Raw genomic sequence first — 24,430 nt, 5'->3', positions numbered from 1 at the left:
ACACAAGGAGATCACCATGCTTACCGCTAACATGACCATTATTTATGTGCCCAACGTCGTGAAAAGTGCTGACTTTTATGCCGCGCTGTTCGACATCAAACCCGCAGAACTCAGCCCGACCTTTGCCATGTTTGTGTTTGAGAGCGGCTTTAAACTGGGTATCTGGTCGCAGTATATCGTTGAACCCGCACTCTCCCTGCCTGCCAGTGAAGCGCGTAGCGAAATTGTGTTTAAAACCGCGCGCAAAGACGATGTCGATTTTCTTTATCACGAATGGGGCGTGCTGCGTGAAATCACCATTATTCAGTCGCCGGTGCGCATGGACTTTGGCTACACCTTTACCGCGCTGGACCCGGACGGGCACCGCCTGCGTGTCTGCTATTTACAGCTGGATGAGTAAGTGAAGAGACCTGGCGCTGACGGTTGCAGGTTGTTAAATGTGCTGAGCAATCATTAACTATATTTATATTCTTAATTGCCGGTTAATGACATCTACGCTGCTGTTCAGTTAAGCAACGTGCAGGTAATCCATCCTGGTAGATAGCGGTGCGATTTATCGTGCTATAAATTGCACCGCTGCACAGTGCGCGAGATGTTTGTAATAACTCACATCAATATCTATATATTTCATTGTATTAAAATAATATTTCCATCATTGACTTTATCCGTCATTACCGTTCCCCTCCCACATCGCCCTTTTTTAAAATGCCTTCCGTGTATGCAATAAATAAACCCTACTGAATACAGCCACCTGAACACGCTACGTCATTTCCAGGACAAGTCTTGTTACTGTTAAATATCAATTACGTTTTTATGGGCCTCTGCACGGGCTGCAGCGTACCTGTAGCCCGACCATGGATAAGGCCAGGCAATGAAACGCCGTACTACACCGGGATGTGATGATGAACAGTAATCTGCTTAACCTGCGCCAGCAGCGCGCGACGCGCACGCTATTTTTTATCGCCGGACTGGGCATGGCCGCCTGGGCGCCGCTTATTCCCTTCGCCAAAGCGCAACTGGCGATCAATGACGGCATGCTGGGGCTGCTGCTGTTCTGTATCGCCGCAGGATCCATGTCAGTTATGCCCTTTACCGGCGCGCTGATTGCCCATTTTGGCTGTCGCACGCTGCTGCTGCTGTGCGGTGCCGGACTGGCCCTGGATCTGCCGCTGCTGATGCTGCTGTCCTCACCATTGCCGATGGCGGGCGCGCTGTTGCTCTTCGGTGCGATCAACGGACTGATGGATGTCAGCATGAATTATCAGGCGGTGATAGTGGAGCGCGAGGCCGGGGTCAGCAAGATGTCGGGCTTTCACGGCTTTTACAGTCTTGGCAGCATTGCTGGCGCCGGCGCGGTGAGTCTGCTGCTGTGGCTGCAGGTTGCGCCTCTGCTGGCGCTGCTGCCGCTGTGTGTGTTGATTTTATTGCTGCTGCTGATGAGCCATACCGCCCTGTTGCCCCGTCGTCGCACGGATGCAAAACCAACGCGCGGTACGCTGCGCGCCCTGACGCACCGTAACGTGGTGCTGATTGCCCTGCTGTGTTTCCTGCTGTTCCTCACCGAAGGCGCCATGCTCGACTGGTCAGCGGTGTTTATGAACAGTGAGCGCGCCATGTCGATGCAGCTGGCCGGTTTCAGCTTCACGCTGTACGCCACGGCTGTCGCCACTCTGCGCCTGTTTGGCGATCGGCTGATTAATCACTATGGCAGTCGCCGCGTGCTCACCTGGGGCGGTCTCGTCGCCAGCGGGGGGCTGGCATTAGCGATTTTCTCCGTCTGGCTGTGGAGCGCCCTGCTCGGCTTTGTGCTGGTGGGTATCGGTCTGGCCAATATCGTGCCGATTTTATTCAACGCGGCGGGTAACCAGCGCACTGTCGCCGCGCATTACGCCATACCGGCCGTCACGCTGTGCGGTTATTCCGGGCTACTGCTGGGCCCGGCGCTGATTGGCTTTAGCGCCCAGCTCACGTCCCTGACCACCACGCTCAGCGCCGGCATCGTGATGTTGCTGCTGGTGACTTTCGCGGCGCGTTTCGCTCTGGCAGCGAAATAGCGCCTCTGCCCTGTCATATTCACAAGGAGTTTCTATGACAACCTCAACGCAACCGGTGTTCAGCCTGCACTACGTCGGGCTCAATCTGAAGAAAGGCGTTAATGCCGCGACCTTCGAAGCCTTTCTCAAGGCGCGCGGCACGCAGATTCCTGCTTATCCGGGCTGGAAATGGTCGCTGTTAAAAGGCCTGCGCGGCGAACGCCAGGAACAATACCTGATGCTGTATCAGGCTGCCAGCCAGGCAGACTATGACCGCTATATCACACCGGCTGGCGAACTCACGGCCGAGGCCATCGCCTTCTGGCAACAACGGCCCGAGGCGTGCGCGCTGCTTGAGGAGTGGAAAAACTTTGCCACCTATGGGGAGTTACCAACGCTGTTCTCCACCTTCTCGCTGCTGGCAGAAAACCGCCACAGTTCACTGCCGCCCGGCCCGAACTTTCAGCCCGATGCTCAACCTGCGGTGGCACGCGTGGTCGGTTTTCATCATCTGGCACTACGCGCTGGCGTGACGGCTGCCGACTTTGATCGCTTTATGATTGAGAACGTCGCGCGCATTGATGACTATCCCGGCTGGAAGTTTCACATGCTGAAGGGCACCGGCGGCAATCGAAGTGAGCAATATGCAGTGATGCTGGTGATCGAAAGTCTCGACTCGCTCAACAGCTTCCATCCGGCGATGGACGTCTCAACCGAAAAATCGCTGACGTTTGTGAAAAACCATCAGGAGAGCGAGCGTATGTATGATGAATGGCGCACCATGGCCTCGTTCTCCGACGCACCGCAAATGTATACCGACTATCTGACGATTGCCGGCAACGCTGGCTGAGGTTGGCCATGACCGGCGGAGGCCGGTCAGACTGCACTATCACGCCCGCGCAGGGTTGGTGTGCGGTTTTGGCTGGCCCGGCACCTCAACGCCTGGCCAGCCCGCCGTTCGCGTCCGTTGCCGGATTAGCTCATCCGCGCCGCTGCCGGGCTGTTCAGCGCGGCCAGCAGCGTTGCCGAGTCCGCCACTGCGCCGAATATACCGCCCTGCATATGAATCATGCTGAGCGCCGCCTCATGATGCTTCAACTCCGTCGCCGCGCAGCAGTCGCTCAGCACCAGACATTCAAAGCCGCGATCGTTGGCTTCGCGCAGTGTGGTATGCACGCAAACGTCGGTGGTGATGCCGCTGATGATTAAGTTGCGGATACCGCGACTGTGCAGAATCAGCTCAAGGTCGGTGGCGTAAAAAGAGCCCTTGCCGGGTTTATCAATAATCACTTCATCCGGTAGCGGCGCCAGCTCGGGAATGATTTCCCAGCCTGGCTCACCGCGCACCAGAATGCGACCACAGGGCCCTGGTGCACCAATCTCCGCCTGCATCCGCCGCGATCGCCAGCGCTTGTTAGCCGGCAGATCGCTCAGGTCCGGACGATGGCCTTCACGGGTATGGATGATCGGGAAGCCGGATTCGCGCATGCGCGCTAACACCTGCTGCAGCGGTTTGATGGGGGCGCGTGTCAGGGAGATGTCGTAACCCATAGTGTCAACATAACCGCCCTTGCCGCAAAAGTCGGTTTGCATATCAATCACCAGCAGCGCGGTGTTTTGCACCGTGCAGTTGCCGTCAAACGGCCACGGATAGGGGGTTGAATCAACGATATAATCAGGCATTGCTTTTCTCCATTACCGCCGTGCTGCTTTCCGGTTTCCATTTCACGATCAGCGTATAGCTCAGTGCCGCGGTGACCAGCCCGATAACCGCTTCACCAAACTGCGGGAATTCGAGGTGGGCCATCACCGCACACAGACTGCCGATGGCCCAGGCGGCGAACGCGCTGCCGCGCAGGCGCCGGGTTTGACGCTGTTCGCTGATTTTTGCCATAAAGAGCAGATCAACAATCATCACTGCGCCAAACGGCGGCACCACCATGCCGAGCAGGCTGAGCCATTCGAGGAACCAGGACCACACGCCGGCCAGCGCCAGCACGCCACCGATGGCCCCGAGGATCAGCGTCCACAGGCGCATTTTGCTGCTGAACAGATGGCTGAAACCGACCGCGCCGTTATACAGGCAGTGCGTGCACACCGAACCGAGGTTGATAAACACAAACAGAAAGGCAATAACGGAGAGCAGCATGCCGTGCCCCATCAGCAGCGGCAGGAAGTTACCGCCGTTGCTGAGCGGATCGACCGCCGCGCCGACGGCCACAATCACCACGCCAAACAGATAGGAAATCACATTCGCCAGCGGGAACGCGGAAAACGCGGCGATCACCGCTGATTTGCCGTCCTTCGACCAGCGGGTGAAATCCGCTGTCATGGTGCCGGAATCCGCAAAGCCGGCAATCACCATGGTGACCGCCGTGCCCATGCTCATGGCACCAGCGGCTGCCGGACTGCCCTGCCACTGGGTCAGCGTGGTGAAATCATGATCCTTGCTCACCAGCCACAGCGCCACCAGCCCCAGCACCACAAACAGCGGAGCGGCAATCATCCCCAGCACCGACAGCGCCCGCACCCCAAGAAAGGTGACGCCGGTATACAGCACCATGGCAAACGCGGTGACCGCCAGCGCATTCCAGCCAAAGGTCTGGTTGATCACCGTCCCGGTCAGGCCGGTCTGGAAGGCGTACCAGCCTATCACCACGGTAGAAAGAAAGCCGGACACCAGAATATAGCCTTTGGTGCCAAAGGTCCGCTTCGCCTGCAGCGCAAAGTTCATACCGGTATGCCCGGCGAACCAGCTAAGTGCGCCGACATAGGCAAACAGCACCAGGTTACCCAGCAAAATCGCCAGCAGTGCCGGCCAGAAGCCAAGATGCCAGGTGATAATGCCGCCGAACAGCGCATTGGTGAGGATCATCGGAAAGCCAAACCACACCGCCGACACCGAACCCGTCGAGTGGCGATGACTAAGCGGCACCGGCTCATGCTCGAACTCCTGCTCCAGCGCAGGGGAAGATTTGTTACTCATGGAGAACTCCAATAGCAGCAGGATAGTGATGATTCCATGGTTGGATGCGCTCAAAAGCGGCACTGGCCGCCAGCACCAGGCCATCGTCCAGATGACGACCCACAATTTGCATACCGATCGGCAGACCACCGGCCGTGAAGCCGGCAGGCACCGAGGCGGCAGGCTGACCGGTAAAATTGAACGGGAAGCAGAACGACAGCCAGTGATCGCTGCGCACCATGCGGCCATCAATGACTTCCGGGCCCTGCATGTGCAGCGCAAACGGCGGCACCGCCAGCGTCGGCGACAGCAGCAGATCGTAGCGCTGCATAAAGCGCCACAGCTGGTTGCAGAGCTTTTTGCGCGTGGTGTTGGCGTCGGTGAAATGCTCCGCGCGCCAGTCGCGCTGCAGCATGGCACTCAGGTGCGGTGACATCGCAGCACCCAGCTCGCTCTGCATCTGGCGCATGCCGCTCAGATCGCTTTCGAACGCCACCAGTGCAGCAAAGCTGGCGCTTTCATCAGCGATGCCGGGATCCACCTCCTCCAGCTCTGCGCCCAGCGCTGCAGCGAAACGACGCGCGGCCGCGGTGACCACGGCGCGCACTTCCGCATCGACGGCGATATAGCCAAAGTCGGCGCTGAACGCGATGCGCAACCCCTGCAGTGGCCGATCCAGACTGGCCAGCCAGTCAACATCGCTGCATGGAATGGAGTGCCGGTCGCGCATGTCCGGACCGGCCATCACCGACATCATCAGCGCGCTGTCGCGCACGCTACGCGTCATCGGACCGATATGTTCAAGCGATTCCCAGCTGGAAACGCCAGGATAACGCTCATCGCGGCAGCCCGGCCAGAGCGGTACCCGCCCCATCGAGGCCTTGAGTCCATAGACACCGCAGTGGGCCGCCGGGATACGTACCGAGCCCCCGCCATCACTGCCGAGCGCAATCGGACACAGCCGCGCCGCCAGCGCCGCGCCGGAACCCGCGCTCGATCCGCCCGGCGTTTTGCTCACATCCCAGGGATTGCGCGGTGAGGGAAACAGGGGATTATGGCCGACACCGCTGTAGCCAAATTCCGGCGCGGTGGTCTTGCCCAGCAGGATGGCATCCGCCGCCAGCAGGCGCTCAACGGTGATGTCATCTTCTTCGGGAATAAAATCGGCGTAGGCGGCCGATCCTGATGTGGTTCGCACACCGGCGGTACAGATCAAATCTTTTACCGCCAGCGGCACACCCGCCAGTGCGCCCAGCGGCTCGCCGCGCGCACGACGGCGGTCGATCTGCTCTGCCTGTGCCAGCGCCCGCTCCGGCGTTAGCGTACAAAACGCCTGAATCAGCGGCTCCCGCTGTTCCAGGCGATCCAGCGTCGCCTGGGTTAACTCGCGCGCGGAAACCTCGCCGTCGCGCACCCGCGCCGCCAGCTGGGTGGCATCTTCATCCAGCAGTGCATCAAACATGATCGTTCTCCCGGGTTAATTGGCTACCGGGATGAGTGCAGTTTGCGTGCCAGAATAGTGTGGTGTGCGCGGCCGTTATGCGCCGGACCAGATGGGATACGGTCTGGGATACAAGATGGAATACTTATGGATGCGGCAGTCATACGGATGCAGGCAATACGCACAAACTGTGCGCACCGCTGCATCATGGTGTTGCCATTTTAGGGTGCAGCCGGCGGAGGCGGCGTTGCTGCCGTGGCGTGCGTCAGAAGGGTTAGCTTTGCGCGCTGACTAACCGCACGGCGAAGCCAAAAAACAGCATGCCGGTCAGCATGTTCGCCAGCTTGACCAGGCGGGTGCGGCTGCGCAGATAGCGCACCATCACCGCGCCAGCCACCAGCAACAGTGAATAGTAGCTGAAACTGATCACCTGAATCAGCGCACCCAGGGTGGCAAACGCCGGCGCGGTATGGGTTACGCGCGGATCGATAAACTGAATGAAGAACGAAACGTAAAACAGAATCGCCTTGGGATTGGTTACGCCAAGCAGCAGCGCACGCAGGAAATAGTTTTCCTGTTTTACCGCTTCAGCCGGTTGATCGCCGCTGCGTTTGCGCAGCGCGCCGATGATAATCTTTACGCCGAGATACAGCAGGAACATGGCACCAAGATAACGCACCACCATAAAAATATGCGGACTGGTACGGATCAGCGTCGCGACGCCCGCCCAGGCGAGGAAAATCAAAATTAAATCGCCCGCCATCACCCCGGCTATCGCCTGACAGGCCGGCTTTGCCCCACGACTCATCCCGGTGCGCAGCACATACAGGCTGTTGGGTCCGGGTAATAGAATGATCACCAGCGCGCCCGCCAGGAAAGTCCAGAGATTGATGATGCCTAAATCGTGAAACATTACGGTGCTACCCCATGCCGTTAAGCAGGTAAAAATGAGTGAAAGTGGAACCCGGCGCGCTGCTCAACTGCCGCGGCGCGGCGCATAGTAGCAGTTGTGCGGTGGATTTGTCGCTTAACGCCACGGTTCAGTATGTCGAAACGGTGTTACGTAACGCATACAGCGCGTGACAGGCACCAGTGACGTTGTCACAGTGATGATTCAGAGGTTTTGCAACTGCTGCATCACCGCATCCAGAAATACCCGTAATACCGCAGGCTGTCGTTCGCGCGACATATACAGGCCATAAATGCCTAAGGTGCGCGGTTGAAAACCGGGCAGTACGCAACGTAACTGACCGCTGGTCAGCGCAGCCTGTGCCTCCATTGCCGGCACCATGGCAACCCCACAGCCGGCGATAGCGGCATCACATAACACGGATGAAATACCGGCGCTGAAATTGCCGCTCACCACCACGGAAACCGCCTCGCCTTGCGCATCGTGAAACTGCCAGCGCTGCCCGGCAAAGCGGCTGTAGTGCAGGCAATTATGTTGTGCCAGATCCGCTGGCGTCTGCGGTTCGCCCTGCTGCGTTAAATAGGCCGGCGCAGCGCAGACTACCGAGGCACATTCACCCAGCCTGCGGGCAATCGCGCCGGGCTCCGGATCGTCGGTAATACGAATAGCCACATCGATGCGCTCACCCACCAGGCTGACCGGCTGATTATTGATCTCCAGCTCAATACGTACCGCCGGGTAACGCGCGAGGAACGCCGGAATCATCGGTCCAAGAATGTGGGTGGCGGTTGAATGTGCACAGGCCACGCGCAACGTGCCCTGCGGTTTGCCCTCATCGCCCTGCTGTTCAATCTCGTCGGCCAGCCGGGCCAGCGCGCGTGTCTTATGCAAAATCTGCTCACCCGCCGGGGTAATGGTCAGCCGTCGTGAAGAACGGTGCAGCAGGCGTGCGCCCGCCCACTTCTCCATTTCATCAAGATAGCGACTGACCATCGGGCGCGAAATATCCAGCGCGCGCGCCGCCGCGCTCAGGCTTCCCAGTTCACAAATCCGGTTAAACACCCGCGCTGCCGTCACTCTGTCCATGCAGGCTCCATCTGATCGTTTTATGCAACTGATCATATCTGATTGCGGGAATTCTGCCAGCTGGCGATTTGCTTACAATAGCGTCTTTCAGTGACGGCACGTTGCCGTAAAAAGGAAGATGCCATGAAGATGAAATCACTCGCGCTGCTGGTCACCCTAGCCGCCGCGCCGGCTTTTGCCGCTCCGTTACAGTTAGACGTGTATAACCCACAGGAACAGGGAATTTTTCCGGTCTCGTCGACGCTGGTCTCCGGTCCGCATGAAGCGATTCTGTTTGATGCGCAGTTCAGCCCCAAGGATGGCGAGAAGCTGGTGGAACTGATTAAAGCGCGCGGCAAGCAGCTGACCCACATCGTGATCACCTCGGGCGATCCGGATTTCTACTTCGGTCTTGAGCCGTTGGTGCAGGCGTTCCCGCAGGCCAAAATTGTCGCCTCGCCGCTGGTAGTGGAACATATCGAAGCGACCAAAGATGCCAAGCTGCAGTACTGGGGACCGCAGATGAACGGCGCTGCGCCGCACCAGCTGTATGTGCCGCAGATTACCCACCAGACGCGGTTTAGCGTCGATGGTGAGCGCATCGAGCTGCGCCACGCGGCAGAAAAATCAGCCTACGTGTGGATTCCCTCCAGTAAGGCAATACTCGGTGGCACCGTAGTGGACTCAGGCATTCATGTCTGGACCGCGGACACCCAGACCGCAGCCAGCCGTGCAGAGTGGCGTCAGGTATTGCGAGAAATGCAGCAGTTGAAGCCGCAGGTGGTGATCCCCGGCCACTATCTGGGTGCGCGTCCGGCAGGCGATAAGGCGGTCACCTTTACGCTGGATTATCTGCAAAGTTTTGAGCGGGCGCTGCAACAGCACAAAGGCTCCGCGGCGGTGATTCAGGCGATGAAACAGGCGTGGCCAACCTTAGCAGATGTCAGCTCGCTGGAGCTGAGCGCGAAGGTGAATACCGGTGAGATGAAGTGGAAGTGACGCGAGGATAAATGAACGGGCCAGACGCCGCCGCGCCTGGCCTGAAGCTTACTGCAGATGGGTTTTCAGCTCTTCCGCCGCCTGGCGAATCGCAGTGCGGACTGCCGGCACCTCGCTCAGCGGATTGAGCAGGCCGTAGTCATGAATCAGACCGTTATAGCGCGTCACGGTGACATCCACACCGGCAGCATCCAGTTTACGACCAAAGGCTTCACCCTCATCACGCAGCACATCCAGTTCTGCCGTCTGAATCAGCGTTGGCGGTAAGCCCTGCAGCTGCTCTTTCGTGGCGCGCAGCGGCGAAGCGAGAATATTGTCGCGCTCGCTCTGTTTGGTGGTGTAGGCGTCCCAGAACCATTTCATCATGTTACGCGACAGGAAATATCCGTTGGCAAACTGGTGATACGAAGCGGTATCAAAGCGCGCATCGGTTACCGGCCACAGCATGATGTCATAACGAATTGCTGGCGTTTGCTGCTGTTTAGCCTGCAGCGCGACCGCCGCTACCATGTTACCGCCGACGCTGTTACCAACCAGCGCCAGGCGCTTGCCATCGACACCAATCTCGCTACCGTGTTCCGCCACCCAGCGTGTCGCCGCATAAGCCTGATTGATGGCCAGCGGATAATGCGCTTCGGGTGACGGCGTATAGTTCACAAACACGGCCGCAGCGCCAGATTCCACCACCAGATCGCGCACCAGACGTTCGTGGGTCGGGAAATCACCGAGGATCCAGCCGCCGCCGTGGAAGAACATAAATACCGGCAGCGTACTCTGTGCGCCCTGCGGTTTTACGATATTCAGCTTAATGGGCTGGCCGTTTACCTGAATGGTTTTTTCAGTGACGTCGGCCGGCGGCAGTGTTACGCCCTTCTGCGCATCAATCAGCACCTGGCGCGCCGCCTGCGGTGACAGTTGCTCAATCGGTTTGCCGCCGCTGCTGTTCAGCGCCTGTAAAAACTGCTGCACGTGACGTTCAGGTTGTGGTGCGTCAGCAAAGCTATTAACAGATGCAGTAGCCATCGCCATGGCAAGCAGAGAGTGTTGTAATTTCATGGTGTTACTCCTTTAATGTTTTTTGCGATTATATCGCACGCTATTTAAATGATAATAACTTGATGGTCGTGTTCTGAACTGAGACTGAATTTATATAGTGCACTATTTAATAGCAAGTTATTTTTTAGCGAAGATTTACATCACTGCTCTATTACACTGATTTTAATCAGAATATTATTTCAACTTTTTGTCTGCAGACGGGTGCCCTTTCCGGCCAGTCACATCGGCAACCTGCAGATTCATCTTGTCTGCGTCCCCGCCAGCCGCCACACTGGCGAGTACGCCGCGATTTTTCACACATTGAGGTAACGGGTAATGCCGCAGAGTAAAGCTACCCTGACTGGTCTGCTGGCCATTCTGCTGTGGAGCACGATTGTAGGATTAATAAAAAGCGTCAGTGAAAGTTTTGGTCCGGTAACCGGTGCCGCGCTGATTTACAGCGCCAGCGCCCTGCTGTTGCTGCTCACCGTGGGTTTTCCTGACCTGCGCCAGTTTCCCCGCCGCTATTTGCTGATCGGCAGCCTGTTGTTTGTCTGCTATGAGCTCTGCCTGTCGCTGTCGCTGGGTTTTACTCATAGCGGCCATCAGGCGATTGAAGTCGGCATGGTTAATTACCTGTGGCCGGCGATGACCATCGTTTTAACGGTGATGGTTAACCGGCAAAAGACCAGCCCGTTAATTATTCCCGGCCTCCTGCTGGCCGTCGCCGGTATTTGTCGGGTACTGAGCGGCGATCGGGGGTTTTCACTGGGCGAAATGATCGACAACGTGATGGATAATCCGCTCAGTTATGGTCTGGCATTGGGCGGTGCGATGATTTGGGCGGTTTATTGTGTGGTGACAAAAAATAGCGCTAAAGGCAGTAACGGCATCACGCTGTTTTTCATGTTAACTGCGCTGACGCTGTGGCTGAAATCGCTGCTATCACCGCAGCCGCCCGTGGTGTTCTCGCTGCAGGCGTGCATCAGCCTGGCGCTGGCAGCAATGGCGATGGGGCTCGGCTATGCGGCGTGGAACGTCGGCATTCTGCACGGCAATGTCACGCTGTTAGCCGCAGCCTCCTACTTTATCCCTATCATTTCATCGCTGACAGCCGCTTTTATCCTTAACTCCAGCCTGACCTTCTCCTTCTGGCAGGGCACGGCGATGGTTTGCCTCGGTTCGCTGCTCTGCTGGTGGTCAACGCGCGGGACAGCAACGCATAAGCTGGAAAGCAACACGCTGGAATAACCGGCTGGATGGCGCAGCCGGACGAGAATGCAGACAGTGGTGCACACTCAGCGCGGCGGCAGGAACATTTTGCGATACAGCGACGGCGTCATGCCGGTCACTTTGACAAACGCGCGGCGCATCACATCGGCACTGTGATAACCGCAGGCCGCCGGGATCGCTTTGAGCGGCAGCTCACCGGCATCCAGCAAAGCCCGCGCGTGGCTGATGCGTGCCTGCTCCAGCCATGCGCCAGGCTGGATCTGCATCTCCTGCTGAAACAGACGCGCTAGATGCCGCGTACTGAGGTGCATGTGCGCCGCCAGGTCTTCCAGCCCGCGAATCTGTGCCAGATGCGCGATTGCCCAGCGCTGCATCTCCTGAAAGGCGCTGCGTCCGGCCAGGGACACCTGCTGTTTACGCACAAAATGTCCCTGTGTCACCGGGCGCTGGAAGAACATCACCAGGCTGGCGGCCACCTCCTGCGCCAGCTCGCGTCCGAGATCCTCTTCCACCAGCCGCAGCGCCAGATCCAGTCCGGACGTCACGCCCGCTGCCGTGCGTAATGCACCATCCGCCACATACAGCGCATCGGCTTCGACCTGCGCATCGGGTAACAGTAATGCCAGCCGTTCCGCACACGCCCAGTGAGTAGTGACTTTCCTGCCGTTCAGCAAACCCGTTTGCGCCAGCAGCAGCGCCCCGGTACACACCGAGCCGTAACGCTGGCTGCGCTGACAGAGCGCGATAATCTGCTGGCGCTCACTGGCGGAAAGCTGCATCTGGCTGGCGTCAGGTGCTCCGGCGACCAGAAAGGTATCGGCGCGATGCTGTGTCGACGCAGTTAGCGCAACGTCGGCTTCCAGCCGGACACCAGACGAGCAGCGGATGCTGGTGTGCTGCAGCGACATCACGCTGAGCTGATACACCTGACGATGCAGCAGCCGATTTGCCTCGGCAAACACATCCAGCGGCCCGGAAATATCCAGCAGTTGGGCGCCGGGAACGGCCAAAAGGGTAATGTGATGGTGAGTCATTGTCTGGCTATCCGCTTAAATCGCAATGTCAGAAATCATCGTTAAACAGAGATTCATGACATTGTCGCGCGGCTTTATGCTGAACGCAACTTCACTAAGCGGAGACATCACCATGAGTTTTACTATTAACGGCATTCGTATTCCGGACAGCAAAATGGCGCGCGATGCTACCGCGCTGGTACGTGACATCGAATCGGATCTGTTATTTCATCACTCCAGCCGCGTTTTTTACTGGGGCGCTTTGGCAGGTCAGCGACTGGGGGTCAAAGTGGATGCTGAGCTGCTTTACGTTGGCTGCATGTTTCATGATGTGGGTTTGACGCAACAGCATTGCAGTTGCGATAAGCGCTTTGAAGTCGATGGCGCCAATGCGGCGCGCGATTTTCTGCAACATTATGGGGTTGCCCAGGCGGATATTGATAAAGTGTGGACGGCGATTGCCCTGCACACGACGCCCGGCATTCCGCAATTTATGGCCGGGGAAATCGCCCTGGTGACGGCCGGCGTTGAGATGGATGTGCTGGGTATTGACTATGATCACTTCAGCGATGAGCAACGTGAAGCCGTGGTGCAGCAGCATCCCCGTCCGGCACAGTTTAAAGAAGAAATTATCCAGGCATTTTATGAAGGCATTCAACACAAACCGGCGACGACTTTCGGCAACGTGAAAGCTGATGTCATTGCTGATAAGCAACCGGCATTTCGCCCGATGAATTTTTGCCGGATTATCCGCCAGTCGCGCTGGACGGGTTAACATGGACAGCGGAGATAGCTCATCGCGAACGGGAGAAATGGCGACGGAAGCGTGCGCTGTGAATCCCGGCAACAAAATTAACTCATCGAACATTGTCAGCAGGGGCGAATTTTCGTTGCTACTATAGTGACGCAACACACAGCTCAAGCGTTGCGACGAGAATTTTTCCTGTAGTTTTTTGTTATGCCCGCTCTGCGGGCATTTTTTTATGCCAGAAATGGACTGCCGTCCCCTGCCGCTGCCGTGCTGCCTGATGTCCGCTGGACGTTTTGCCGGTAGCGGATGTTAATGAAAGCGACCAATTCATAACAATTTGCCCACCACGCATGTATATCTTCGTTACAAATAGGGTGAGAAAATGACCTTGTTTCATATGGTACAACACTGTTTCACCATGTAAAATCTAAACGACTATCCAGTAAGACTGCTTACGGCATGCATCGATCCCTGAGAGATCGGGCTGCCGCATGGCCAGAGGATTGAATACAGAAAAACAATTAGTTGAGGTTATTTATTATTCCCCTGGGAAAGAAAGGGGGTGGGCAAAAGCAAGTAGTGCAAAGCGCCATGTCTTTGTACTCAGGAATCATTTGAATGAAATCAAAAGAGCAACCAATCAAAACATCCAGAAGGTCATTTCTGCAGAAAACCCTTTCTGTCATCCCCTTCACCGCGATTGCAGGCACCACAGCAGTGAGCGCGATGGCTTCTGCAGCTCCGGCTAAAGAAAAAAGTGAGACCTATCACTACGTTCCGGTATTTTTTAATAATGACGAATGGAGATTTATTTTATCCGCAACGGACCTGCTGATTCCTGAAGACGAATTCGGCCCCGGTGCGGTGAGTGAAGGCGTGCCCGTTTACATCGATAAGCAAATGGAATTGCCTTATGGCTATGGTTACCTGTGGTATATGAGCCCGCCATTTCAGGAATCGATTCCTGAGATGGGATACCAGACTAATCTGGTGCCACGGGAAATTTACCGCCGGGGAATTATCAACCTGAACAAATACTGCCGTGAAAAGTTCCAGAATAACTTCGCAGATTTAAGCAAAGAAAAACAGGAAGCGATTTTACACGATCTGGAGTCGGGAAAAATCGTGCTTGATACTATTTCCGGCAAGTTATTTTTCTCTCAGTTACTACAGAACACTAAAGAAGGTTATTTAGCCGATCCGGTGCATGGCGGTAATCAAACCATGGCATCCTGGAAATTAATTGGTTTCCCGGGCGCGCGCGCGGACTTTATTCAGGTTATGGAGAACCCCGACAAACCTTATCCTTTAGGCCCTGTGAGTATTTCTGGCAAGTATGGTGCAAAAAAATGACGATTAAAAAAGAACCTGTAGATGTAGTTATTGTTGGCTTTGGCTGGGCTGGTTCGTTGATGGCGATAGAATTAGCCTCAACCGGATTAAAAATTGTTGCGCTTGAACGGGGAGAACAGCGAGATACTTACCCTGACTTTGCCTATCCCCGTATCATTGATGAGCTGACATATGGTGTCAGGCTAAAACTTTTTCAGAACATATCCAAAGAGAGCGTGACGGTAAGGCATACCACTAAAGATACCGCTTTACCTTATCGCCGCATGGGTTCTTTTTTACCCGGCGACGGCGTGGGCGGCGCTGGCGTACACTGGAATGGTCTACTGTGGCGGCCACTGGAAGCGGATCTCCGACTGAAAACCGTGGTGACTGAAAAATATGGTGCCAGTTTTATTCCTGATGGTATGACGCTGCAGGACTATCCTTTCAGCTACAGTGAAATAGAACCCTATTTTGATAAGTTTGAGAAAATTTGTGGTGCTTCAGGCCAGGCCGGGAATCTGAATGGCAATATCATCGAAGGTGGCAACCCCTTTGAAGCGCAACGCGCGAATCCTTTCCCGACCAAACCGTTGCTTTACCAGTATTCAGCCATGCTATTTGAAAAAACCGCGAAAGAACTGGGCTACAATCCCTTCCCGGGTCCCGCCGCCATCTGCACTGAGGCATATACCAACCCGTACGGCGTTGCGCTCGGCGTCTGTAACTATTGTGGTTTTTGTGAGAAATTCGGTTGCTATAACTATTCTAAAGCGTCGCCACAAACCAGCGTTATCCCCGCCCTTAAGCAATACGATAACTTTGAATTACGCTGTAAATCACATGTGCTTCGCGTCAATAAAGACAACACGGGTAAACTGGCCACTGGCGTAACCTATATCGATGAAAATGGCAGTGAAGTCGAACAACCCGCAGCGATGGTTATCCTCAGCGCCTTCCAGTTGCATAATGTCCGGCTGCTTTTGCTGTCTAAAATCGGTAAGCCTTATAATCCCGAGACAGGCGAAGGCGTGGTTGGCAGGAATTATGCCTATCAAATGTTAGGCGGCGCAAAACTGTTCTTCAATAAAGAGACCTACTTTAACCATTTTGCCGCCACCGGTGCGTCAGGCGCCTATATTGATAATTACAACAGTGAAAACTTCGATCACTCTGCTGCAGGCTTTATTGGTGGCAGTACGGTCTCTGCGCATGTTACCGGCGCCCGGCCTATTGAACAAACTGTCACGCCTAAAAATGCGCCTAAATGGGGCAGCGGCTGGAAAAAAGCAATCAGGGATAGCTACCTGCATAATATGAGCATTGGCGTCAGTTCATCTGTCATGCCTTATAAGCAATGTTATCTTGACCTTGACACGACCTATACCGATGGTTATGGGCTGCCTTTATTAAGAATGACGTTTGACTGGCAGCAGAATGAACTCAAAATGACCCAGTTCATGGCAGGCAAAACGGAAAATATCATTAAGGCTATCGGGCCAGATTCTTACGATATGGGCTTCAAAAACTTATCTACGCATTACGATGTTCGTCCTTATCAATCTACCCATACCACCGGTGGCGCCATAATGGGTGACAGCCCGGCGACCAGCGTGGTGAATAAATATCTGCAGTGTTGGGACGTGTCCAACGTTTTCGTGGCCGGTGCCAGTTGCTTCCCACAAAACCATGCATACAACCCCACGGGAATCGTCGGCGCAACCACGCTATTTTCAGCTAACGCAATCAAAACGATTTACCTGAAAAATCCAGGCCCAATGGTTCAGGCTTAAGGGGATAAGGATAAGAAGATGAAAATGACCTGTATGAAATGGCTGTCCTTATTAACACTATTCTGTGCTTTATCCTCTGCAGCGGAAGATATCTCTCCGGAACTCATCAGCAAGGGTAAATATATTGCCACTGCCGGAGATTGCGTTGCCTGTCACTCGATTGCCGGGAAAGAGAGCTTTACCGGCGGATTAAAAATGATGACGCCGGTTGGCGCAATTTATTCGACCAATATCACCCCGGATAAAGCCACCGGTATTGGCGAATACACCTATGACGACTTTGCTAAAGCATTACGTCAGGGAATAGCGAAAGACGGGCGCCATTTGTATCCAGCGATGCCTTATACGGCTTATGCCAAAGTTAACGATGAAGATATGCATGCTTTGTATGCTTACATGATGCATGGCGTAACGGCGGTTTACGCGGAAAACAGAAAAAGCGATATTCCATGGCCACTGAATATGCGCTGGCCACTGGCCCTGTGGAATCTGGCTTTCCACGACGATAACGCTTACGCAGCGGATACCACCAAAAGTGCGGAGTGGAATCGTGGCGCTTATCTGGTGCAGGGGTTGGGTCACTGCGGCACCTGTCATACCCCGCGTGGCATTGCTTATCAGGAAAAATCTTTAGATCAGCAGGGTAAAACGTACCTGACCGGCGGAACACTGGAGGGCTGGCATGCCCCGGATCTGACCGGCAACGCGAAGTCGGGACTCGGCAGTTGGTCAAATGAAGATATTGCGTTATTCCTGAAAACCGGTCGCACCAACACCTCAGCCGCGTTCGGCTCTATGATGGATGTGGTAGAGCACAGCACGCAATATCTCAGCCAGGCCGATCTTGCTGCGGTGGCGAGCTATTTAAAGTCACTGCCGGCTTCTGCCCCTGATGCGCCGTCTGCGCCACCCGCCGATACCACCACTGCCGCGCTTATTCGGGGAGACATCAGTGTACCTGGTTCACGGCTGTATATGGATAACTGCTCAGGTTGCCACCGCCTGGATGGCAAAGGCTATGCCAAAACCTTCCCTTCTCTTGCCGGTAACTCAGCGATCCTGAGTGATGATCCTTCATCGGTGATTAGCATTGTACTGCGCGGTGGCAAAATGGCTGTCACGAAGGAGGCGGTCACCGGGCTGGCTATGCCTGATTTTGCCTGGCGGCTCAACGATCAGCAGGTGGCGGATCTGGTGACATTCATTCGTAACGGCTGGGGCAATCAGGCACCTGCGGTAAGCGCGGATCAGGTGGCAAAACTGCGTAAAGATCTGCCAAAGGCAGCGGAGGCAGATAAGGAAAAGAGTCAGTAAAAACTGACGGAGAAAACGCCCTGTTCAGGGCCCCGATAAGGGCCCTGATAATGACGCCGGATAGCAATGGCAACCTGAGCAATTACCGTGCAATACCCCATCGCCAGCCTTAACTATGTTTTGTCGGCTTCGGTCAGGGTGGCTCTCACCTGCGGCAAACTCTGCGGGTAATTCTGCTGAATGAATTCAATCATTTTCTCGCGGACGTAGCAGCGTAAATCCCATGCCGTCGGTGAGTTCTGCGCGGTCATCAGTAAACGGATGGTCATGGTTTTTTCCGTGGTATCGGTCACCTGCAGTACCTGAGTTTCGCGATCCCAGAGCCGCGTCTCATTGAGGATTTTTTCAAAATGCTCACGCAACGGCGCCAGCGGCATCGAGTAATCAACATAGAGAAACACAGACCCCAATATTTGCGCATTATTTCGCGTCCAGTTCTGAAATGCATTCTCGGTAAAATAGGTGATGGGCAGCACCAGACGGCGTAAATCCCAGATGCGCACCACAACATAGGTCAGATTGATTTCCTCAATCCAGCCCCACTCCTTTTCGACCACCACCGCATCGTCAATTTTTATCGGTTGGGTGAAAGCAATCTGAATGCCGGCAAACAGATTCACCAGCGACTTTTGCAAAGCGAAACCAATAATAATACCGGCGACACCGGCACCCGCGAGGATGGTGGTGCCGAATTTACGTACACCGGGGAAGTTGAGCAGAATTAAACTCAGGCAAAACAGTACCAGGATGACGATAGCCACTTTTTTAACATAGATTAATTGCGTACGAATTTTACGCGCGCGCAGGTTGTTCGACAGGTTGATATCATAGCGAATAAATAACATATCCTGCGCTACGTTAATCAGGCGAATCAAAATGGAACAGAACGATAAGATGATAAAGATATTAAGCGTGGTGGCGATAAAGCTCAGTGAGCCAGGATCAAGATGCACATAATTCATCCCCATATTGATCAGCAGTAATGGAATGAATAAAAATAACGATCCCCGCAGATGCTTTTCCAGCGATTTAAACAGCTTGCGATCGCGGCTTTGCCAGTAGCGAATAAACCTGAGAAGAATAAAGCGGGCCAGAAAACCCAGCAGTAGCGAGAGTGTGACGAGCAATACAGCAGGTACCCATGTCGGCGCACCAGATAACTCACCTAGAAGTAATGGCATGATATTCCCTTCTGTTCAGCTAACAACCGTGGTTGTCAGATAAGTCACCAAAATCAGTAACCGTTATCGTGCCGGTTATCTGCTAAACCCATGATTTCGCACTTCAGTGGGTAAAAATATAGTTCACTGGCCGCTGTTAGCAGGGGAAAAACCCTTCAGGTCATCGGGTGCTCTGCTGGCGATCATCGCAAGGTTATGAATTGGTGGTTTTTTTCGGCTTTATTGCTAAAGGTCTGAAATTTCAGGCAGGTGATGAGGCAAAGCGTCAGAGGGTGCTGACGAGAAATGCGCTGACAGGCAGTGATGCTGCGTCCGGGGAAGAAGTACAGACAACCTGTTGCGCCAGCTCGCGCTGACCACGCGCATAGCGCAGCAGGTTGATGCAGAGAAAAAGCGCGCGATTAAGCGCGCAATGCCTTATTTGGCGTACGCCTCGGTAGAGAGCGTAATCGTCACTTCGTCGCCCACGGCCGGAACATATTTATCGATTTTAAAATCCGAGCGTTTGATGACGCCGGTGGCATCAAAACCGATCGCCTGCTTTTTAACCATAGGATGCATATCCTGCTTGTTCAGCGTGGCATGCAGCACAACCGGCTTAGTGATCCCTTTGATGGTTAAATTACCCTGCACATCATATTTATTATCGCCTTTACTTTCCACATGGGTGCTGTGGAAGGTGGCCTGAGGATATTTTTTAACGTCAAAATACTCATTACCCAAAAACTCTTTGGTCAGCGCTGGCACATGCGTGTCAATCGTTTTTAACGGCAGGGTCACATTAACCTGTGACTTTTCCGGGTTTTCTTTATCAAAAGCCAGCTGACCGGAAACATCAGAAATATCAGCAGTCGGATGAGAGAAACCAAAGTGATTCCATGCGATCACCACGGAAGTATGTTGCGGGTCAAGGTTATATTCCGTCGCTGCGGCATGTGACAGGGGAACATATAATGCCACCAGAGAAAGCAGCGCCGTTTTTTTCAAAAATTTCATGGAAACATCCTCAAATAATCAAGTGCTAATACTGTAGCGCAAACCTGCTAAGGTGTTATTGAAATCATTTGTTTTACCCATTCAAAATTTTTAACCGTTTTTTCCCGCAAGCAAATAATAACGCAGCGTGAAATTTACTGAAATGACGTAATTAAATTCCGGCGAGTCGAATTTAATAAGTTCATTTTTATGTGGACTAATTTAGCGGCGAGGAGAAGAACGGCAAACCATGTTGAGCATGCGATTAACAGACCGCCTGAATAGCCGGCGGCCGCCACGCTTTATTCTTCGCTGGCACGACGTTGATCATAGACAACCTGTGCCTTTTCAATCGCGTCGCCCTGCTCTCTGGCCCACTTCACCAGCGCAACAAACGGATCCTGCAACGTCTGGCCCAGCGGCGTAATGGCATATTCCACCGCCACCGGGGACGAGGCGATCACGCGGCGGCTGATCAGGCCGTTACGCTCCAGCCGGCGCAACGCCTCCGTCAGTGCCTTGTGGGTAATCGGATCAAGACGGCGCTTGATCGCGTTAAAGCGCGCGGGTTCAGTGCACAGCACGGTCAGAATTAATACCGACCACTTATTGGCGACCTGTTCCAGGATTGGACGGGTGCTGTTGATCTCTGCCAGCAGCGCCGCGATATCAGTCGGCATGGGGTTTCCTTATGTATATCTAATGTAGATAAGGTGCGTAATTGACACTAAATATACGAAATGTATCATCAGCCGTCTACCCCTCTCATTCTGGAGCAGCCATCATGAAACTCGAAGGAAAAGTCGCGCTGGTGACCGGCGGCGGCAGTGGTATCGGCCTCGCCATCGCGCGCCGTTTTGTGCAGGAAGGTGCCCACGTTTTCATCACCGGGCGACGCGAAGCGCTGCTGGCCGAAGCCGTCACGCTGACTGGCGGCCGCATTGAGGCGATAGCAGGCGACCTCACCAGCGCAGACGATGTTGCCCGTCTGTTTGACACCGTGCAGGCCCGCGCCGGACGTCTCGATATTCTGGTGAACTCCTCTGGCGTGGCTGAACCCGCCAGCCTCGAAGAGACCAGCGCAGAGCACTTTGACCGCACGTTCGGCCTCAACGTGCGTGCCATGGTATTCACCGTACAGCATGCGGTGAAGCACATGACGGAAGGCGGTGCCATCGTGCTGGTGGGCTCGATTGCGGGCAGCATGGCCAATCCTGGCTATGGCGCTTATTCGGCCAGCAAAGCCGCGGTGCGCGCCTATGCCCGCACCTGGAGCAGCGAACTGGCACCGCGCGGCATTCGCGTCAACACGCTCAGTCCTGGCCCGACGGACACGCCGATGTTTGACCAGGTCAGCGACGAGGTACGACAGACATTCAGCGCGCAGATACCGGCCAAACGCCTCGGCCATCCTGACGAAGTTGCGGCGGCCTCCCTGTTCCTCGCATCGGACGAAAGCGTTTATGTCACCGGCAGCGAACTGGTGATTGATGGCGGTATGTCCGCGTAATGGTTGTCGTGCTGCACAGCGCGCCGGCCGGGCGTTGTGCAGCCACCGAAAACGTTTCTCAAAAGGTGTAGCTAAAGCCGACCGTGCCGGTGACCTGATCGCGCCGGGACACGATCGGGCTGTCCGCGGCGCGATCGCCCAGCCAGCTGTAACCGGCGCTGACCAGCGTGCCCCAGTGGGCATCAAACTGGTGGCTCCAGGTGAGCGTAGTCGCAACACCATAAAAGCCGCCGCCGGCATCGTAGCGTGAAAACCGGCTGCGGCTGCTCTGGACATCGCTCACGCCATACCAGGTATTCATATAACGCGCATCGCCAAACAGCGCCGCCGTCTGCAGTGCAATGGTATCGCTGTCGCGCTGGAGAGGCACCAGCGTAACGGATGCCTGATAGTTCACGCCCTGATCATCGCTGAGCGGCAGCACCGCTTTGCCCTCTGCACTCAGCCACGGCGTAAGCTGCCAGCCCAGCGCCAGTGCAGTGTTCACCGTCGCATTGATGTTTCCCATACCTTGCAGCCGGCTGGCGCCGTCCCGCCACGTTGAATCTTTATCGCTTCGGCCGAGGCCGTAACCCAGCGTGTGTTCCAGATAAAACCCGCTGTCGCTCTGCAGGTCGTACCCGATGCCTTTCTGGGCATCAGCAAAAAATGCGCCATCTCTGGCCTGGAAAATCGGTACCGGCTGCACCCGTGTTTTATTCGATCCGCTGTAGCGTGGCGCGAATTGCGCCCCCGCGCCGAGCGTCAGGCTGGTCTGTGCGTCACCATCCGCCCTGGCGGCAGCGGAAATCATGAGTAGCAGATGGGTCATGTACATCAGCGTTTTTCTGGTTATCATCGTGTCACCTCTTTATCGGTCCGTTTACCGCCCCTTGCCCGGGCAGCCGCAGCGCGAAGCCGAAGTATCCCGGGGCTGTGTCAACAAACAGCCAGGGATTTATGAAGAAACTGTCAAGGTGAGTTATGCAGACCAAAAATATCCTGATTATTGAGGACGACGCTGACGCGGCTGAGGTGCTGGAGGCGTATCTGCTACGGGAAAATTATGCGGTGCGTGTTGCCGCGGATGGCCTGAGCGGACTTGAGCTGGCCCTGCGCTGGCAGCCCGATCTGATTTTGCTTGATGTGATGCTGCCCGGCCTGAACGGCACCGAGGTGCTGGCAAAACTCCGGCGCAGCAGCGAGGTGCCGGTGATTATGGTCACGGCCATGGGCGATACGCCCGATCGCATCGGTGCCCTGCGCTACGGCGCGGATGATTATGTGGTCAAGCCTTATCATCCCGGCGAAGTAGTGGCACGCGTGCAGGCAGTGCTGCGGCGCAGCGCGGTAAAAACGCCGCAGGAAGAGATCCTGCGCTGGCAGGGGCTGGAGGTGAACAGCGGCGCGATGACGGTTACCGTCACGCAGGCCTCGGGTAACGTGCTTTGCGTTGATACCACGCCAACCGAATTCACGCTGCTGGTCACGCTGATGCGCGCACCGGTGCGCGCGCTGAGCCGCCCGTTTTTGCTGGAGCAGTGTATGCCGGACAGCGACGCGCTGGAGCGGGTGATTGATACCCACGTATATAACCTGCGCAAAAAGCTGGAAGCGGCCGGTATGGCGGGCGTGCTGCTCAACGTGCGCGGCGTAGGCTACCGGTTCCGCCAGCCATGACAGAAAAATCCCCACAAACGCTCTGGCGCTGGCTTTGTCTGCGCATTCTGACGCTGGCTATCGGTACCGTGGTACTGATTGCTTTGTGCATGTGGCTGCGCTTCACGGTGCAGTACCTGTGGATCACGCACCATATGCCGCCGGCGGTTCTGCATGAATTTCTCGCCCTGCGTGCGCATCCGGAACGCGATCCCGCGCGCTTTCACCAGATCATCGATAGCTGGTGGGGCATACGCTACTCCGATCCGTCCATTGCCTCCTCGGACTGGATCACCGTCGGCATCCTGGTGCTGGTGACCATTCCGTTTATTGCCTATTTCGGGCTGCGCCACGCGCGCCCGCTTTCTGCACAGTTCAGCCAGCTCAGACGAGCGGCAGACCAGGTGACCGCAGGCGATTTCGGTGCGCAGGCGGCGTTAACACCGGCAGCGCCCGCCGAACTGGCGCAGTTCGCGCACAACTTCAACGCCATGACGCGCCAGCTGGCGCGTTACGACAAAGAGCTGCGTACGTCGCATGTCGCCATGGCGCATGAGCTGCGGTCGCCGCTCAACGCCGCCATGGTGCGTCTGCAGGCGCTGCTTGATGGCGTGTTCAGCGCTGATTCACGTCAGCTCGCCCTGATCATGGCGCAGCTCAGTTGTCTGCACCGGCTGATCGATGAGCTGCATCTGCTGTCACTGGCGGATGCCGGCCAGCTCACGCTGGAGAAAGTCCGCTGCAACCCGGCCGATATCCTGCGCGAGCGCCTGCAGTGGATCAAACCGCAGCTGGATGAAGCGTGCATCAGCACCGGGGTAGCGCTGGCTGAAGAGACATTGCTGCCGGTCGATCCGTTCCGTCTCGGGCAGGTTTTCACCATCCTGCTGGAAAACGCCCTGCGCTATGCCGGAAGCGGCAGCCAGCTGCAGCTGCGCACGCGCAACACCGTTGATTATTACGAAATCATCGTGCAGGACAGCGGCCCGGGCGTTCCTGCGGCGTTTCTGGCGTTGATGTTTGAGCGCTTTGCGCGCGGTGAGGCGTCACGCGCCCGCCACTCGGGCGGCAGCGGGCTGGGCCTGTCGATTGCGCGGGCGATTTGCCAGGCGCACGGCGGCACGATTAATGCCACGCTGCCAGCAGCGGGAGGTTTGCAGGTACAGATTTTGTTGCCGCGCAACGCCTGACGTTGTTGCCCTTCTTGACACGCTCTTGATAGAACATCGCCGGATTCTTGAT

General features: G+C 55.7%; 24 protein-coding genes. 13 read left to right on the top strand and 11 right to left on the bottom strand.

Annotated features, from left to right (window positions below; all coding sequences use genetic code 11):
- The first annotated feature begins 16 nt into the window (after positions 1-16).
- The 3 genes from C1N84_RS21765 to C1N84_RS21755 all read left to right on the top strand — a co-directional run bounded on the left by C1N84_RS21765 (position 17) and on the right by C1N84_RS21755 (position 2,883).
- A complete protein-coding gene (locus tag C1N84_RS21765; protein ID WP_136547313.1) occupies positions 17-400 on the top strand; it encodes a VOC family protein in 384 nt (127 codons plus the stop codon).
- A 499-nt stretch (positions 401-899) separates the two neighbouring features.
- On the top strand, positions 900-2,054 hold the full coding sequence (locus tag C1N84_RS21760; RefSeq protein WP_264444012.1) for an MFS transporter: 1,155 nt from the start codon (positions 900-902) through the stop codon (positions 2,052-2,054).
- A gap of 34 nt (positions 2,055-2,088) precedes the next feature.
- Entirely contained in the window at positions 2,089-2,883 is a 795-nt protein-coding gene (locus C1N84_RS21755) for a hypothetical protein (protein ID WP_394541869.1), read from the top strand.
- 125 nt (positions 2,884-3,008) lie between these two features.
- On the opposite strand, the gene C1N84_RS21750 is transcribed toward C1N84_RS21755, so the two are convergent.
- The 4 genes from C1N84_RS21750 to leuE all read right to left on the bottom strand — a co-directional run bounded on the left by C1N84_RS21750 (position 3,009) and on the right by leuE (position 7,352).
- Positions 3,009-3,716: a biuret amidohydrolase gene (locus tag C1N84_RS21750; protein WP_264444016.1), complete on the bottom strand. Its 708-nt coding sequence runs from the start codon at positions 3,714-3,716 to the stop codon at positions 3,009-3,011.
- Complete coding sequence (locus C1N84_RS21745) at positions 3,709-5,019, bottom strand: purine-cytosine permease family protein (protein WP_264444018.1); 1,311 nt, start codon at positions 5,017-5,019, stop codon at positions 3,709-3,711. Before C1N84_RS21745 ends, C1N84_RS21750 begins: the two co-directional genes overlap by 8 nt.
- Positions 5,012-6,460, bottom strand: coding sequence for an amidase (locus C1N84_RS21740; protein WP_264444020.1), 1,449 nt, complete (start codon positions 6,458-6,460; stop codon positions 5,012-5,014). Before C1N84_RS21740 ends, C1N84_RS21745 begins: the two co-directional genes overlap by 8 nt.
- Positions 6,461-6,713: 253 nt before the next feature.
- Positions 6,714-7,352, bottom strand: a complete 639-nt coding sequence (gene leuE / locus C1N84_RS21735; protein ID WP_058770263.1) for a leucine efflux protein LeuE — start codon at positions 7,350-7,352, stop codon at positions 6,714-6,716.
- A gap of 38 nt (positions 7,353-7,390) precedes the next feature.
- Here leuE and C1N84_RS21730 point away from each other — a divergent pair, with 38 nt between their 5' ends.
- Positions 7,391-7,522, top strand: coding sequence for a hypothetical protein (locus C1N84_RS21730; RefSeq protein ID WP_260467644.1), 132 nt, complete (start codon positions 7,391-7,393; stop codon positions 7,520-7,522).
- Between the two features lie 31 nt (positions 7,523-7,553).
- Here C1N84_RS21730 and C1N84_RS21725 read toward each other — a convergent pair whose 3' ends face one another.
- Positions 7,554-8,435 carry a LysR family transcriptional regulator gene (locus C1N84_RS21725; RefSeq protein WP_088517335.1) on the bottom strand — a complete coding sequence of 294 codons (882 nt, stop codon included), beginning with the start codon at positions 8,433-8,435 and terminating at the stop codon, positions 7,554-7,556.
- 123 nt (positions 8,436-8,558) lie between these two features.
- Here C1N84_RS21725 and C1N84_RS21720 point away from each other — a divergent pair, with 123 nt between their 5' ends.
- On the top strand, positions 8,559-9,413 hold the full coding sequence (locus C1N84_RS21720) for a Vmh family MBL fold metallo-hydrolase (protein WP_058759080.1): 855 nt from the start codon (positions 8,559-8,561) through the stop codon (positions 9,411-9,413).
- 48 nt (positions 9,414-9,461) lie between these two features.
- Here C1N84_RS21720 and C1N84_RS21715 read toward each other — a convergent pair whose 3' ends face one another.
- Positions 9,462-10,442 carry an alpha/beta hydrolase gene (locus tag C1N84_RS21715; protein ID WP_394541913.1) on the bottom strand — a complete coding sequence of 327 codons (981 nt, stop codon included), beginning with the start codon at positions 10,440-10,442 and terminating at the stop codon, positions 9,462-9,464.
- A gap of 342 nt (positions 10,443-10,784) precedes the next feature.
- Here C1N84_RS21715 and yddG point away from each other — a divergent pair, with 342 nt between their 5' ends.
- A complete protein-coding gene (gene yddG / locus C1N84_RS21710; RefSeq protein ID WP_264444032.1) occupies positions 10,785-11,699 on the top strand; it encodes an aromatic amino acid DMT transporter YddG in 915 nt (304 codons plus the stop codon).
- Between the two features lie 47 nt (positions 11,700-11,746).
- Here yddG and C1N84_RS21705 read toward each other — a convergent pair whose 3' ends face one another.
- Entirely contained in the window at positions 11,747-12,715 is a 969-nt protein-coding gene (locus tag C1N84_RS21705; RefSeq protein WP_264444034.1) for a GlxA family transcriptional regulator, read from the bottom strand.
- A gap of 112 nt (positions 12,716-12,827) precedes the next feature.
- On the opposite strand from C1N84_RS21705, the gene C1N84_RS21700 reads away from it, so the two are divergent.
- The 4 genes from C1N84_RS21700 (at position 12,828) to C1N84_RS21685 (ending at position 17,884) form a co-directional block, all read left to right on the top strand.
- Positions 12,828-13,469 carry an HD domain-containing protein gene (locus C1N84_RS21700; protein WP_125310545.1) on the top strand — a complete coding sequence of 214 codons (642 nt, stop codon included), beginning with the start codon at positions 12,828-12,830 and terminating at the stop codon, positions 13,467-13,469.
- Between the two features lie 594 nt (positions 13,470-14,063).
- Entirely contained in the window at positions 14,064-14,798 is a 735-nt protein-coding gene (locus C1N84_RS21695) for a gluconate 2-dehydrogenase subunit 3 family protein (protein WP_264444038.1), read from the top strand.
- Entirely contained in the window at positions 14,795-16,570 is a 1,776-nt protein-coding gene (locus tag C1N84_RS21690; protein WP_264444040.1) for a GMC family oxidoreductase, read from the top strand. Before C1N84_RS21695 ends, C1N84_RS21690 begins: the two co-directional genes overlap by 4 nt.
- Positions 16,571-16,588: 18 nt before the next feature.
- Positions 16,589-17,884 (top strand): c-type cytochrome, encoded by a 1,296-nt coding sequence (locus C1N84_RS21685; protein WP_394541868.1) that lies wholly within the window; start codon positions 16,589-16,591, stop codon positions 17,882-17,884.
- Positions 17,885-17,997: 113 nt separating this feature from the next.
- On the opposite strand, the gene C1N84_RS21680 is transcribed toward C1N84_RS21685, so the two are convergent.
- The 3 genes from C1N84_RS21680 to C1N84_RS21670 form a co-directional block, all read right to left on the bottom strand.
- Positions 17,998-19,065, bottom strand: a complete 1,068-nt coding sequence (locus C1N84_RS21680; RefSeq protein WP_104187471.1) for a mechanosensitive ion channel family protein — start codon at positions 19,063-19,065, stop codon at positions 17,998-18,000.
- 417 nt (positions 19,066-19,482) lie between these two features.
- On the bottom strand, positions 19,483-20,061 hold the full coding sequence (locus C1N84_RS21675) for a YceI family protein (protein WP_058759072.1): 579 nt from the start codon (positions 20,059-20,061) through the stop codon (positions 19,483-19,485).
- 281 nt (positions 20,062-20,342) lie between these two features.
- Positions 20,343-20,720 (bottom strand): winged helix-turn-helix transcriptional regulator, encoded by a 378-nt coding sequence (locus tag C1N84_RS21670; protein WP_021509005.1) that lies wholly within the window; start codon positions 20,718-20,720, stop codon positions 20,343-20,345.
- Between the two features lie 101 nt (positions 20,721-20,821).
- Here C1N84_RS21670 and C1N84_RS21665 point away from each other — a divergent pair, with 101 nt between their 5' ends.
- Positions 20,822-21,550: an SDR family NAD(P)-dependent oxidoreductase gene (locus C1N84_RS21665; RefSeq protein WP_058775974.1), complete on the top strand. Its 729-nt coding sequence runs from the start codon at positions 20,822-20,824 to the stop codon at positions 21,548-21,550.
- Between the two features lie 58 nt (positions 21,551-21,608).
- On the opposite strand, the gene C1N84_RS21660 is transcribed toward C1N84_RS21665, so the two are convergent.
- A complete protein-coding gene (locus C1N84_RS21660) occupies positions 21,609-22,388 on the bottom strand; it encodes a MipA/OmpV family protein (RefSeq protein WP_058775957.1) in 780 nt (259 codons plus the stop codon).
- Positions 22,389-22,513: 125 nt separating this feature from the next.
- On the opposite strand from C1N84_RS21660, the gene C1N84_RS21655 reads away from it, so the two are divergent.
- Positions 22,514-23,209 (top strand): response regulator transcription factor, encoded by a 696-nt coding sequence (locus C1N84_RS21655; protein WP_021509002.1) that lies wholly within the window; start codon positions 22,514-22,516, stop codon positions 23,207-23,209.
- Positions 23,206-24,378 carry an ATP-binding protein gene (locus tag C1N84_RS21650; RefSeq protein ID WP_264444048.1) on the top strand — a complete coding sequence of 391 codons (1,173 nt, stop codon included), beginning with the start codon at positions 23,206-23,208 and terminating at the stop codon, positions 24,376-24,378. Before C1N84_RS21655 ends, C1N84_RS21650 begins: the two co-directional genes overlap by 4 nt.
- Positions 24,379-24,430 lie beyond the last annotated feature (52 nt).

This window comes from Pantoea sp. SGAir0418 (assembly GCF_043529865.1).
Note: the sequence above shows the minus strand (reverse complement) of the source record. Positions and strands in the feature narration are given on the sequence as shown.